The sequence below is a fragment of the uncultured Flavobacterium sp. genome, assembly GCF_951805225.1.
Classification (GTDB): domain Bacteria; phylum Bacteroidota; class Bacteroidia; order Flavobacteriales; family Flavobacteriaceae; genus Flavobacterium.
This window is the reverse complement of sequence record NZ_OX638201.1, coordinates 176724-190462: the sequence shown is the minus strand read 5'-3', so window position 1 is coordinate 190462 and position 13739 is coordinate 176724. Positions and strand designations below refer to the sequence as shown.

Below are 13739 nucleotides of genomic sequence, written 5' to 3'. Positions count from 1 at the left end.
ATGCACTGCTGTGCATCTCTACAAAAAACCTTTGTCCCTTTGAACCTTTGCAACTTTGAGCCTAAAAAAACTTAGAACCTCAGCAACTCAGAACCTCAGAACCTTCTAGTTATAATTTTGATAAATTGGTAATTTTAAACCAACATACAAATTACATGCTTTGGAATTGTTTGAAAACAAATTAGAAATTAAAGATCCCGAACCTATAAACAATGGACCAGCTCTAAAACCGGTTCCTATTTGAGTACCGCTATATTGCATCCAGGTTACTGGTACATAAAAACTAAATTGTCTGGTTTCATATCTCGGCGTAAACGTAACCGAATTAGCAATTGCAGTTCCGTTCATTTTCTGAGCATCAATCAAGCCAAAATCGCCGCTTAAATTCAGATAAAATCGCTGATCAATATTCCAGTCAAAATTAGAATGCAAAGTAGTTGGTAAATTGGCTTGTACACCTTTTCTAGTTGCAATTTTAGTATAATTTGAATTAAAAAAATCAAATATATTATCTGCATTATCAAGGTCTGCCTGCGTAACTTTTCCGGTTAGATCGTAGGTGTTCTCGATAATGTTTTTATAATTAAGTTTCCCTATATCCGTCACCGAAACGGCAGCTTTAAACTTATATCTGTTTCCTCTGCAAGTATGGCAATTGGTACGATATTCATATGTAAAACCAAGATCAAGTCCCACTCCTCCAAAAGCAGTATTAAATTTAGGATCGTTTCCGTTTTCATAATTATAACTTGCAGCCGTTTTTAAAGTTCCGGTCGAGTTATATTCACTCAAAGACGGATCGGCATCATTTTTATTAAAAGCAACACTCAGATTACTTCCGTTAATATAACCATTTGTGCCCGCCATTAAATATTTAACCGTAATACCGGCTTTGATAAAATGGTCTTCCTCATTCAATAATATCGTACCGTAACTCGCTCCAATCTCTGCCCAGGAATTAGTAACCACATTAGGATTTCCGCCTGTTATAAAAAAGCTTTTTGAAAGATCAGTGTCCTTATTTGCCTCGTCAAAAAGTTCTCCGTTTATATTTACAAGATTACTAATACTTCGTACTCTTGAAAAAATCGCAATACTATGCTCATCTGTAATATTTAGCATAAACGAAGGTCCCAGAATATCGACATTGAAATTTCCTCTATTATTATTCTTAATATTTTTATTCGCCTCTTTATCAAAATCATAACCTCCGCCTAGTACTTCCGGAAAATTAACTCCATACAAATCATTTTGTCCTGTTGCGCTTGCTGAAAAAAGAGTAACATCAGCTTTGTATTTAGAATCTACAACAGCAGACGGATTAAATAACACACTCTGAATTCCGGCGTAATTATCATCTCTGAATCCAAAATACGATTGTGCGTCGGCATAAAAAATGCTTCCTAAGAAGCAACATAATAATAAAGCTTTTTTCATAAAATATTTTAATTGGTTGGTTGGTCGAACAAATATTTAACAAAAAATTCAGAAAAAAAAGCCTCAATTAATCTTTGATCAATTAAAGCTTTTTTGAGATTCTCAGACACTAAGTTCTTAAGTATCTAAGTTTTATTAAAAAATGTTATAAATCTTACTTCATAAAAGTACGCTGTAGTATTGTCCTTAATTAAGATTCGTAAACATCACGTTTTACAACCAGAAATCCCGAAACAAAGTTTTGTTTTAAAATCTCGTTTTTACAAAAAAAGTCAAAATATCTTACATCCAAAAACAAAAAAAGCCGAACATAAGTTCGACTTTAATTTTTATCATTCTAAGAAAAGCTTAGCAACTAAGTATCTCAGAACCTTAGAACCTCAAATTAGAAAACCTCTGAAGCTTCTTTTAATTTCTCCATATTGTTAACCAATTGTAACTCGGCAACAATTTTCTGAATGTCACCATTCATGATATTTCCTAGATCGTAAAGTGTCAAACCAACTCTGTGATCCGTCACACGACCTTGTGCGTAGTTGTAAGTACGAATCTTAGCCGATCTGTCTCCAGAACTAACCTGAGAAGTACGTTTTGTAGCATCTTCAGCTTCTTTTTTAGCCAATTCTTGTTCGTACAAACGAGAACGTAAAACGTTCAACGCTTTATCTTTATTCTTGTGTTGTGATTTCTGATCCTGACATTGCGCCACCAATCCAGTTGGAATGTGCGTTAAACGTACAGCAGATTTCGTCGTATTTACAGATTGTCCTCCAGGTCCAGATGAACAGAAGAAATCAACACGAACATCGTTCATATCAATTTGTACATCAAACTCTTCTGCTTCCGGCAAAACCATAACAGTAGCTGCAGATGTATGCACACGACCTTGCGTTTCAGTCTGAGGAACACGTTGTACACGGTGAACACCAGCTTCAAACTTCAAAGTTCCGTAAACATCCTCTCCCGAAACTTCAAAAATAACCTCTTTGAAACCTCCAGAAGTTCCTTCGTTCATATCTACCACAGAAGTTCTCCAACCCTGATTCTCACAATATTTAGTATACATTCTAAATAAATCTCCTGCAAAGATACTTGCTTCATCTCCACCCGTTCCGGCACGAATCTCGACCATCACGTTTTTAGCATCTTCAGGATCTTTAGGGATCAACATAAACTTGATTTCTTCCTCAAGTTCCGGCAATCTTTCTTTTGCTTCATCTAGTTGCATTTTGGCCATTTCGACCATATCTGCATCACTTCCGTCAGCAATAATTTCGTTTGCCTCATCTATATTAGCCATCAAAAGCACATATTCATCACGCTTTTCAGCCAATGCTTTCAAGTTTTTGTACTCTTGATTCAATTGCACATAACGTTTCTGATCAGAAATAACATCCGGCTGGATAATCAAATCCGAAATCTCGTCAAAACGTTGTTTTACTATTTGAAGTCTATCTAACATTTTCTAATTCCTTTTATTGGAGTGCAAAATTACGAAATTTTTGTTTAAAATTCTACCAATAACCTTTTGAGTTTTTTAAGGCTAATTTTTAGTGGAATTAGGATCGTTTTTTCGATCTCGATAATTATCAGAACTGCCTATTCGCTATATCTTTTTTAGAGCTGTTTCCTGCTATCCACTTGTATCTTTTCCTGGCTAAAGAAGCCAGTAAAAGGATACCGCTTCTATCAGGGCTAGAGCTTTTAGGTTTTAATTAGCTTTTATCTCCAAAAATAACTTACCTAATTATACTTACACTAAAGTCAGATCACTTAACTCATCTGCTAATTTGTGTAAACCTTTAGAAATCTGCAACATTTTATCACTCGACAAAGTTGCTAAACCTTTAGTATATTGGCGGAATAAACTTTGATTAATTCCTGCGTAATGCTCTGCAAAAGCTGATTTATTGATTACACTAAAATAATCAAATACCTGTTCTAAATCTACTTGATAACTAATATCGAAATCAGCGATTGTAACCTTTTCTCCTTGTTCTTGTAGATATTCTACATGATATTGAAGGACCTCGTTAAAATTTGCTTTTATCTCAGATATTGTACTTCCTACTGTAGCCAATCCATCAATTTCTCTTGCATAAGCCGAAAAACCTGTAGAAGTTTTTTCAATAATAACCGAAATTATCCTTTTTTCTGTATTCATATTCATCTGAATTAAATTGTAAAAAGCTGTAGAATTATTTAAGTCCTGCTGCTTTCAAAATACTATTAGCTAAGTAAATTTATAACATTTCTGCTATATAACAAAAATGTTATATCTTAAATTAATTCAAGTATTTATGGATTTCCGTAAAATCATTGAATTTAAAGGAGTTAGTTTTGAAAATATAATTTGATATGAACTAAACTCTTAAATCATGAAAAAAATCTCATTCATTTTTCTAATTCTAATTTTCGTCGCTTGCAAAAAAAACTCAAATATTCCTGAAGATGTAAAGTGGGAAATTACAAAAGAAGAGCCTAATCCTAGTTTAAGTAAAAACAATATTGAAGTTAGTTTGAATAAAAAAGTTGGTAAAGAAGTTCTTCAAGAAATTGCCATGAAAATTCGAGAAGATCGTGGTGAATATAATAAGCTTTGGATCTTTTATCATATACCAAATATGACAGAAGGAATGGCTTGGGCTACAACACACTTTACACCAACTTTAGAAATTAATATTATAGGATCGACAGAAAGTCAAGATGTGATAACTTCTAAAACAAAAGATATAGACGGAGAAGTTTTAAATAAATGGCGTAGTGAAAAAAGTCTAATGGGCGGAACTTTAGTTCTTTTTAAAAACTCATCTCAGAAAAAAATAATGAGAATTACATTCAAAGACGGCAGTAAAATGGATAGTGAAATCGTTGAATCAAATATAAAAGGAAAAATAAAATACCAAGATGATAACGAAAATGGAGAATATTATATTTTAGAATCAAACGGAAACTTAGGTTTATATGGTAAAAATGGAAAATTCGACGAAGCGATAAAAATTAAATAAAGTACATCTTAATAGTACAGATTTACATAAAATCAGGTGTTTTTACGTGGTGGTTAATTTGAAATAAAGACGATGTTTGTTTTAAAAAAAGTCAATTATTTAACATGTACTAATTTTAAAAAGAAATAAGATGTACGAAAGTTTAACAAAAAAATACAAAGATCAAAGTCCTAGAAAATATTTTGCCCATTTTCCATTCAACGGAGAAGAAGGACAAACTTGGGAAACTCCATTCTCTTATTTATCAAAAATGACACGAAATCAAGAAGAATGGAATTTTAAAACAGAAGAATTTAGAAATAAATATCCAAATCAAAATTACCCTATCCTTACAAACTATTTGAATTATACTTTTTTAAGAGTTGTAGAACAAAATAAAATTGTTTATTCAAAAGAAAAAGACAAATGCTGCTTTAATACCGGACTACAAACAAAAAGAGGTAAAGATATTTTTGCAACTTTTTTCAAAAATGGCCAAGCAAAAGATAGAAATCAATGCGACTGGACATTTTACGCATTTATCGACAGTTATTCAGAAAAAATGCAATTTTATGCTCCTACGCCTGAAATAGCAACATATATTGATGACGCAAATGATTTGGTTTTTGATACAAAACTAGAAATTGACACAAATTTGACACATATAGTTGAGCAAAATATTATTAGGTTTCCATCAATTCTACAAGGAAATGCAAAGATGGCGGAGAATATTATACTTGGCTCAATTCAAGCCTTGAAAGAAAAAGTTAAACGAAATTATAAAATTGCTATACCTCATTGGTATGAAGGAAAAATACAATTATTACTACCACTTGTATTGACAAATGAGGAAAACTTAGCGGAACTTGCTTTCGTAATAGACAAAGACAAACAACGTAATATTTATAGAGGCAAGACAATTTTGACTATGGATATGGCATACATAGACGCTAGATTAATTACAAAACCAGATGACGACTGGTTAACTCCATAAAAGATTGCCAACTTAGTGATTTGGCGAAATTATAATTTTAGTTAAAAAAAAATATTTACAAAATATCTTCAACATAATACATAACCTAATAAAACCAAAAATAATAAATGAGACTTTTAAGTAAATTAGAAACAAATATTTGCGATAGAATATTAAAAAATAGTGGATCAAATAACTTTTTAGGTAATATTATAGATAGCGACTTAAAAGGAGTTTGTATCATAGTAAATAGAAATCCTAGAAGTGCCTCTTTGGATTTCACAATTAGAAATCAAGCACCAACACCTGCCGAAAGCGAATACATTATAAATAAAACTGATGAATTATCTTTATTCATTCTACAAGTGGTTAATCTCATTAAAATGCTTGAAAAAGATGGATATATTTTATTATTAGAAAGAGGTTCTAATGGTATGGCATCAAATAAATTTGGAGGTTGTGTATCAAATTTACCATCTGTTGGTTATAATTTTAATGACCAAAATGTAATCGATTTACTTTGTGAATATACCAATAAGGAAATTTATTCGACAGAAGAGTTTAAACGCTTTTGTGAAAATGAATATGTACCTAGAGATGAACAAAGATTTAAAAGACAAATTTTAATTACACAAATAGCACTGGGTGTTGCAATTTTTGCATTAATATTTAACTTAATTATAAACTTAAAGGATAAACCCACACAAAAAGTTGAAATTGAAAAAAATCAATACGAAGCAATTAAAAATGCAATTAAAAATATCAAATAAAACTTTAATATTACGATCCCAAATTACGCGGATGTATCTTCATTTTCGGTCACGCGGATTTACAATCCGTGCCCGCAACAGTGAGACACAATACTAAAATTAAAAGTATAAAATCCAATCTTTATGGACAAATATTGTAAATTCGAGTTATCGGTATATAGCAGCGGGTCCGAAATCAGGAGACTTCGGACACTGCGTATAAAAGCTTATAAAAATTACAAGTAAATCTTACGCAAAACATCCAACAATCCACCTGTCCTAATCAAGCAAATCCATATAGACAATAACTAAAACCAAATATTAACTAACCAAAACAAACTTTATGGGAAGAATTGGAGCAACAGAATTACTTATAATTGTAATTCCTTTTTTAGCACTTTACTTTTTGCCAGCTCTTATTGCTCTAGGTCGTAAAAAAACTAATCGTACTGCAATCATACTATTGAATCTCTTTTTAGGTTGGACATTCATTGGTTGGATAGTTTCATTAGTATGGGCTTGTACAACAAATAACGAATCTCAAACAATAGTAGTAAACAATAATTCTTATTCAAAAGAAGAAAACTTCTCAGATTTGCAAAAAAATGATTTTAATGAAAAATTAAATAGTTTACAAAAACTAAAAGATTTGTTAGATTCCGGTGTTTTATCTCAAGAAGAGTTCGAACAACAAAAATCAAAACTTTTGACTTCATAATTTTCAAAACAATAAAATACTTTGCGGGAATGAGCGAGACGTTCGCACAAATCAATATTAAATAAAAACAATCTTATTATAAATCTTATGATTGATATTCTTGAATTAAGCAAAAAGGTATTAACTCGTCTTGCCACTTTAGATTTTGAAAAAGATGGAAGCAACTCAACCGAACAACTTATTTTTCCAGTAAAAATTCAATCTGATGGTTCTAAAGAGATAAAGAGAATATCTGAACAAGAACTTCGTGTTTTATTCATAGAAGAATTTAAGATAAAATATCCTGGTTTGTATTATTCCATTGAAACACCAACAACAGGGAAATTTTCATTTGGCAAAACTTACGAAGATATTAAGGTTGAAAATGAAGGTCAATTAGCTTCTCATGATATGTGCGTGTTTAAAAAAAACTCTATTAATTACGAGCGTATAATGAATATTGAATTTAAACATCGTAATTCTGGAATTAAAAAAACTGGAAAAGATATTTTAAAATTGATAAGAGAGGAACAAAATGGGGCATTTATCCATTTGCTAGAAAACACAAATAGCAACACACTTGTTAGTATATTTGAAAAACTTACTACGTGTTTTACAGATTATCAAAAGCAATGGGTAAACGAACATAAAACCATACAATTGGTTATTCTTTCCTTAAAGCAGAAAAAACTAATACACTGTGAACTAAGAAAAAACGATCTATTAGAAATTGCTAATTTTCTCTCACTTCAACAAAAATTCGGAAATATCGATAGTTTTAATAACAGCAATTGGAGTTTTATTGACTTGGATAAAAATTAAAAAGTAGCTTCACTCTCCGAAGTGTTCCTCATAAAAAAACACACAAATGTTCTTCACTTTGTGTATCTTCTTTCAAACCATTAAAAACCAAAACCTTAAACAAGTATTTTCTGAATTAATTTATATATTTGATAGTTACCAAAATCTATTATTTAATCATTTTTTCTAACTAAACCACTAATGGAAAAACTTATTAAAATCGGCCGTGCATTTTATGGTATCGGTGTTGTTGCTTTGGGGATTCATCAAATTATTATCAAAAATTTTCGTTCAGAAATTTTATCTCCGTTTCCGGCTTGGGCTAATGAGAATGCTATCTTCCTTATTCTTACCGGAATAGCTTTGATATTTTCGGGAATTATCATTTCGGGATTATTTAAAATTAAATCTATAGACACAAAAAAAGTATGTCTTTATTTAGGTTTTGGTTTTCTTTTTGCAATTATCACTTCTCATTTGCCTTATATTATAATGCTTAGTGCAGATAAAACTCCCGATTTTCAGGTTTGGATAAATGCTCTCGAAGAATTAACTTATAGTGGTGGAGCGTTTGTAATGGCGGGATCATTTACAGAGAACATTCCTGCTGGAGGCGAAAAGAATTTCACAACATTTTTAGAAAAACTTATTCCGTGTGGGCGAGTTTTTTATTCGATTCTAATGATATTATTTGGATTGAGTCATTTTGCTTTTGCCAACTTTATCGCTACAATGGTACCAAAATGGTTGCCAGCGCCTATGTTTTGGACTTATTTTTTTGGTGTTGCTCTTGTCATTGCCGGAATTTCAATTATTTTCAAAATATTAATAAAACCAATTGCGCTTCTTTTAGCACTTACGCTTTTACTGTTTTTTCTATTCTTTCATATTCCTGATGCCATTGCAAATCCATCGGCAGGTGGCGGAAACGAAATTGTTCGTGCATTTGTTGCGTTGCTTTTCTGCGGTATTGCATTAGTAATTGCATTGACAAATGATCGTAAAACAACAATAAGGTAATAACAAATGAAAATACATTCAAAATTTCGAACTTTATTTTTAATTAGAATTAACCTTGTTTACATTATATTTGATTTCATTTGTCTCTCTTATTTTTTCGATAGTTTTCGTACCGAAAATTATAAAATAACTTTCGGATCGCTTATATTTTTAGCGTTAAGCTTCTTTTTCCACATTAACACAATGAGTTCGATTTATGAAATTACTGTCACAAAAAAAGGTATAAAAAGAAAAACTTTAACTTCAAAGAAAGTAGAATTTATTCCTTATTCTTCAGTTTTAAAAGTTCAAACAGAACGTATTCAAGGATCTTATAGCGATGCAGGACAAATAACAACAGGTTATTTTGAAAGTACAGTATTTCTTGAAGATGGTACAGAATTATTGATTAGTCCTGATCATTTTGAAAATTATCAGAAAATTATAATAGCAATTAGAGAAAACACACTGAATTAATTTTTTATCCGTAACCACTTTCGCTAACAATAGAAAAGTTTAAACTATATCAGTTTGCAAATAAACCTTATGCAAATCATCCAATATTTCCATTTCATCTTCTGGTAAAAGCTGCAAAGCAATTTCAAGCAAATTCATTACATTATTATCAGCTTCATTAAATGGAAAACTTGCCTGACTTCGGGCGTCATCGTTAAGTAAAATAATACTCGCTTTTAAAAGACTTGAAACCATTAAATTAAGTTCGTTATAACAAGATACTTTCAGCTTTACGCTAAACGAATTATCACCGATATTTTCTTGTTTTAGTTTTTTGAATTTATTGATTCTATTCATGGATTCTAAAAATTCTGTGACTTGCTTTGTATGTTGTATTTCCATGATTGAATTTATTTACTTATTTAAAAGTAAAATTACAAAATAATCGGTTACATACAACCGATTGTATACAATCATGTAAAAACAATCTATTACTTGTAATTTTATTTCCATGAAAAGAACAAGAAAAACTGAGGTTCCTGAAGTTGTAAAACAATTAGGAATCAGAATAAAAGATATAATAGAAGATAATAAACTTAAACAAAGAGAGGTCGCTAGTGGAGCTGAAATGGATGTAGAAAATTTACGAAAATACATCAACGGTTCTCAGGAAATGAAAATAAGCACTTTGTTTAAAATTGCTAAATCCTTAAAAATAAATCCTAGTGATTTAATTAAAGATTTATAAAATGAAAATTATTTTAGAACGAAATTTAGACTTCAGACAATTTCAAAATTTGATTATTTTGACATTTATTACCGGAATGTTTTTTATTGGAATGCTAAACTCTGTTGATTTTAAATCTTATTATATTATTGAAATAATTTTATTTCTTTTGAATCTAATATTTATCTCTATTCTATTTACGAAGAAAGGTTTGTCAATAGAAAATCAAAAACTTTATAAAATTGTTTCTTTGTTTGGATTTACTTTAACAAAAAAACTAATTGAGATTTCTGATTTTCAACAACTTTTTATAACTAATGGTAAACTTTCAACGAATTATGCTTATTCGTACAATATTAAAGAACTTCATAATTGGGAACCCGATTTAAATCACTCTGTAAATTGTTTTAATATATTTATTACAGACGAAAATAAAACTTATCAAAAAAAGATTTTGACTTTGACTAAATTTGAAAAAGTAAAATTGGCAACTGATTTTATTACGAAAAACACAAATTTAAATAATTAATAAATATCCGATCAAACGTTTTAACACACATCATGAAAAAAAAATACTTCAACCTTTTATTACTAGCTTTCATTCCATTTTATTGCTTTTGTCAACAAAAACAAACTAATACTTCGAATAAAAATGAGCTAATAGTCGAGGTTCTGGAAGATGGTAAAATAGAAGATAGCAAGTATAAATGTAATTTATTCGATTGGCAAATTGAAATCCCTTCAGATTTTACAATAACTTCAAAAGAAAGAATTAAACAATTAGAAGATAAAGGTTACGAAGCAATAAAAGAGAATAGTTCTCAAGGAAAAAATATCAGTTCAGAAACTAATGTTTTAATTAGTTTTGAAAAAGAAAAATACAATACTTTCGTTGCTACCTACGAAACTTTAGAAGGCAAAAAGAAGATGTCATTTGAAGAATACAAATCTTTCATGTTTAAATTACTTGAAGAAACATATTCTGGAAAAGGAATGAAGTTTGACATTGTAAATAATGATGTAAAACTAGGCAAATACGACTTTAATAAAATCGTGGTGCATCTTTATCATCCTAAAACAGGAGAATTATTTTATACCCAGGAAATTTACTTTACTATCATAAACAATCATCTTTATACAGGAGCCGTGTCTTATCTAAATGAAAATTTAGGAGCTATTTTGACTCAAAATTTTATTAAATCTTTTAAATAACAATCTGCTTAACGAAAAAATTATTCATAAAACGCTACGCAAATGACTCTGACTTTGCGTATTTTTTATGTTATTTTTCAAAAATTAAGCAACCGCACATTCAACATTATTTTGCTCGGCGATTTGCATATCAATTATTTTTTGAGCGACAGTTCCTCTTTCAAATAAGCGAATGAATTTGAAAACGGCACTCACAAAATATCCCGGATTCGAAACTAATCGGGCGATTTCGGTTATTCTTTCGTCTCTTAGTTTTGTGCAGGATTCTCTTTGGTTTTCCGGAACTGCTACAAATTCATTGGCAAATTTCCATGCGCCATCTCTTGCCGTTTGCATACTAAAATCAATAAAAAAGGTGTCGATTTTGCCTGTCCATTTTAGGATCATTGTGAGCGTTGGCCAAATTTTGATTAAGCATTTTTCGACACCTCCAACCAAATTACTCAGAATCGTATTTATTTGATCGAAGTCGTGTTTTAAACTCTCTATATCTTCTACCGTACTTACTTGTGCCGAAGCTATTCCTAAATCAAGATTCACATGCGCGTTAATCCCCAATAATAAATGCTGAAGCACTATTGGCCAATATTTTTCGGTTTGCTCAAAAGCAAATCCCCAACATTCAGATGGTTTTTCTTTGGCTTTATATTGGTAATATGCTTTTATGTATCGATTGGCAAAAATAACGTCCAATTTTTCCATTCGTTCCCCATTCTGAAAAGAACCATCTCGGATTCCTTCTTTTACTTTTACCGTAACTTCACGATATAGCGTAGCAAATAAGCCTATAGCGCTTTGTTCTAGTTTTGATTTTTCGATTATTTCATCCAAAAACTGAATTACTTCGTCTATAGTAGTTGCTTGTTTCATACTCATTTATAATTGGTTATGATAAAATTAAGTAGAACGAATATACTTATTTTAATCATTTGAAATGCATTTTTATGAGGTAATTATCTTATTATTTTTATCATTTGACAACAAAACTAATCACGGCACGAATTACTATCTTTTATTTCTTCTGAAGTATCCTGTTATTGAAAAGGATCTAAATAAAAATTTATTCTTTGTTATCGTTTTTTTGAGACTTTCCTCTATCTATGATTTCTAAAAAAAACTCTTTTTAGTTGTTTAATCCTGTTAATTATTTTAATAGATTATTTCTAAAAGACTTTTACGGTTTCCCGTAAGGTTATTGATTTTAAAGTATTTACATTTGAAATACAAAATTATTATAAGTTTTATTATGTTAATTTAGTATTTAAAGAAGTTTCAGCAATCATTTACAATTAACCTATAATTCTATAATAACAAGCCACAAAATATCTATTAACTAAACCCTTATTACTAAATTAAATTTGAAAAATTATGAAAAACAAGTATTATGGTAAATCGCTATTTTTTGCATTTGCAATTTCAATTCTCTTCTTATTTCAGAATTGTTCCGATGAAAATTCTAATGAAAACAATACTGAAAGTGCGTTAACAGAAACCCCTGTTGTAAAAAAATTAATTGAAATGGGGTATCAAAAAGAGATGATCAAAGAGTATGATAAATTCTATCTTGTACAAGGTGATTTGATGTTTTCAAAAAACATTAACGATTACTCAAAAAAAGGCACACTTAACAGACATGCATCCACAAATAATTTAGTTTCGTCAACTAACGTTACTTCGATGACGGTTTATGTAGATCCCTCAATTCCAACGGGCGGAGTAGACGATTGGAGATCTGCTATAACCAATGCAATTAGCGATCTGAATAATATCACTGGATCTACAGTTCATTTTGAGCTTTCTACCAGCGCTGCTTCAGACATTATTATTAAAAGCGATCCGAGTGCATTTGTTGGTCTTAATAATGTTATAGCTGCTGCTGGATTTCCTGTGAATAATCAACCATACAACCAAGTCTTAATAAATTTAGATTTCAACGGCAATGTAACTGTTCTCGAAGCAAGTAAGCGATACAATATGGTACATGAATTAGGGCATTGTATAGGTTTACGTCATACAAATTGGGATATTAGAGGAGAAGGTGTCGGTCCGGGTGCAAACCTTATACCAAATACGCCATCTCAGGATCCAAATTCAGTAATGAACGGCGGAACTGCAAATTCCTCGTGGAATGGATTTTCTGTGTATGATTTAGTAGCAATTAGATATTTATACCCAACTCCTCCGGTAATTTTACCACAAATAACGGCTTCGGGAACTGATTATATACAAGCGGGAACATCGATAATAAATTGGAATTACACTGGTAATTTAGCCAATGCTGATGTAGATAGTATTATGTGGTGGTATACAAAAGTAAACAATAATGGTGAAGCTCCTTATGTTATAAGCTGGGGCGCGACAGGAATGTTTATGTCAGTTGCTGATACTTATTATTCAGACAGTGGAAACAGAACTTCAAATTTTGTAATCTATTTTACTATCAGAGATACAAGCGGTGCACTTTATAGAAGTGGAAATTACAATATTATGCAAAAAGGAAAGTATAAATTAGAAACTGCCTATTAGACTGTATTCAATTAAAAATAGTGTTATTGTTGGTAAATCAATAAAAACCTCGATCTTAAAAAATCGAGGTTTTTTCGTTTATTATCTTGTAAATAAAATGTATGAAATCATTCAATAACTATGTTCAACGAAGATTTTCTTTAATAAAGAATCTAAATTTGATAAGAGTCCGCAG

16 protein-coding genes are annotated in these 13739 nt (G+C 30.5%); 11 read left to right on the top strand and 5 right to left on the bottom strand.

What is annotated here, in order from left to right:
* Nucleotides 1-105: 105 nt before the first annotated feature.
* The 3 genes from WN975_RS00860 to WN975_RS00850 all read right to left on the bottom strand — a co-directional run bounded on the left by WN975_RS00860 (nucleotide 106) and on the right by WN975_RS00850 (nucleotide 3601).
* A complete protein-coding gene (locus tag WN975_RS00860) occupies nucleotides 106-1437 on the bottom strand; it encodes a DUF5723 family protein (RefSeq protein WP_337964778.1) in 1332 nt (443 codons plus the stop codon).
* 385 nt (nucleotides 1438-1822) lie between these two features.
* The gene (gene prfA / locus WN975_RS00855; protein WP_042566333.1) at nucleotides 1823-2899 is read right to left on the bottom strand and encodes a peptide chain release factor 1; all 1077 of its coding nucleotides are present in this window, start codon (nucleotides 2897-2899) and stop codon (nucleotides 1823-1825) included.
* A 291-nt stretch (nucleotides 2900-3190) separates the two neighbouring features.
* Nucleotides 3191-3601 (bottom strand): type II toxin-antitoxin system HicB family antitoxin, encoded by a 411-nt coding sequence (locus WN975_RS00850; RefSeq protein WP_337964777.1) that lies wholly within the window; start codon nucleotides 3599-3601, stop codon nucleotides 3191-3193.
* A 214-nt stretch (nucleotides 3602-3815) separates the two neighbouring features.
* Here WN975_RS00850 and WN975_RS00845 point away from each other — a divergent pair, with 214 nt between their 5' ends.
* The 7 genes from WN975_RS00845 to WN975_RS00815 all read left to right on the top strand — a co-directional run bounded on the left by WN975_RS00845 (nucleotide 3816) and on the right by WN975_RS00815 (nucleotide 9120).
* Nucleotides 3816-4445 carry a hypothetical protein gene (locus WN975_RS00845; protein ID WP_337964776.1) on the top strand — a complete coding sequence of 210 codons (630 nt, stop codon included), beginning with the start codon at nucleotides 3816-3818 and terminating at the stop codon, nucleotides 4443-4445.
* A gap of 130 nt (nucleotides 4446-4575) precedes the next feature.
* Nucleotides 4576-5418 (top strand): DUF3825 domain-containing protein, encoded by an 843-nt coding sequence (locus WN975_RS00840; protein WP_337964775.1) that lies wholly within the window; start codon nucleotides 4576-4578, stop codon nucleotides 5416-5418.
* Between the two features lie 107 nt (nucleotides 5419-5525).
* Nucleotides 5526-6167: a hypothetical protein gene (locus WN975_RS00835; protein WP_337964774.1), complete on the top strand. Its 642-nt coding sequence runs from the start codon at nucleotides 5526-5528 to the stop codon at nucleotides 6165-6167.
* 322 nt (nucleotides 6168-6489) lie between these two features.
* A complete protein-coding gene (locus tag WN975_RS00830) occupies nucleotides 6490-6864 on the top strand; it encodes a superinfection immunity protein (RefSeq protein ID WP_337964773.1) in 375 nt (124 codons plus the stop codon).
* 87 nt (nucleotides 6865-6951) lie between these two features.
* Nucleotides 6952-7665: a hypothetical protein gene (locus tag WN975_RS00825; protein ID WP_337964772.1), complete on the top strand. Its 714-nt coding sequence runs from the start codon at nucleotides 6952-6954 to the stop codon at nucleotides 7663-7665.
* A 180-nt stretch (nucleotides 7666-7845) separates the two neighbouring features.
* Nucleotides 7846-8664 carry a DoxX family membrane protein gene (locus WN975_RS00820; RefSeq protein WP_337964771.1) on the top strand — a complete coding sequence of 273 codons (819 nt, stop codon included), beginning with the start codon at nucleotides 7846-7848 and terminating at the stop codon, nucleotides 8662-8664.
* A 183-nt stretch (nucleotides 8665-8847) separates the two neighbouring features.
* A complete protein-coding gene (locus tag WN975_RS00815) occupies nucleotides 8848-9120 on the top strand; it encodes a hypothetical protein (RefSeq protein WP_337964770.1) in 273 nt (90 codons plus the stop codon).
* 39 nt (nucleotides 9121-9159) lie between these two features.
* Here the strand turns inward: WN975_RS00815 and WN975_RS00810 are convergent, their stop codons facing one another.
* A complete protein-coding gene (locus tag WN975_RS00810) occupies nucleotides 9160-9501 on the bottom strand; it encodes a hypothetical protein (RefSeq protein WP_337964769.1) in 342 nt (113 codons plus the stop codon).
* A gap of 109 nt (nucleotides 9502-9610) precedes the next feature.
* Between WN975_RS00810 and WN975_RS00805 the strand changes: the two genes are divergently transcribed.
* From WN975_RS00805 to WN975_RS00795, 3 genes are read left to right on the top strand one after another with little or no spacing between them, the layout of a single operon-like run.
* Nucleotides 9611-9847: a helix-turn-helix transcriptional regulator gene (locus WN975_RS00805; RefSeq protein WP_337964768.1), complete on the top strand. Its 237-nt coding sequence runs from the start codon at nucleotides 9611-9613 to the stop codon at nucleotides 9845-9847.
* A gap of 1 nt (nucleotide 9848) precedes the next feature.
* Nucleotides 9849-10355, top strand: a complete 507-nt coding sequence (locus WN975_RS00800) for a hypothetical protein (RefSeq protein ID WP_337964767.1) — start codon at nucleotides 9849-9851, stop codon at nucleotides 10353-10355.
* Nucleotides 10356-10387: 32 nt separating this feature from the next.
* Nucleotides 10388-11038: a hypothetical protein gene (locus WN975_RS00795; RefSeq protein ID WP_337964766.1), complete on the top strand. Its 651-nt coding sequence runs from the start codon at nucleotides 10388-10390 to the stop codon at nucleotides 11036-11038.
* Between the two features lie 84 nt (nucleotides 11039-11122).
* On the opposite strand, the gene WN975_RS00790 is transcribed toward WN975_RS00795, so the two are convergent.
* Nucleotides 11123-11908 carry a DUF5995 family protein gene (locus WN975_RS00790; protein WP_337964765.1) on the bottom strand — a complete coding sequence of 262 codons (786 nt, stop codon included), beginning with the start codon at nucleotides 11906-11908 and terminating at the stop codon, nucleotides 11123-11125.
* 498 nt (nucleotides 11909-12406) lie between these two features.
* Here WN975_RS00790 and WN975_RS00785 point away from each other — a divergent pair, with 498 nt between their 5' ends.
* Complete coding sequence (locus WN975_RS00785; protein WP_337964764.1) at nucleotides 12407-13564, top strand: M57 family metalloprotease; 1158 nt, start codon at nucleotides 12407-12409, stop codon at nucleotides 13562-13564.
* Nucleotides 13565-13739: the final 175 nt, after the last annotated feature.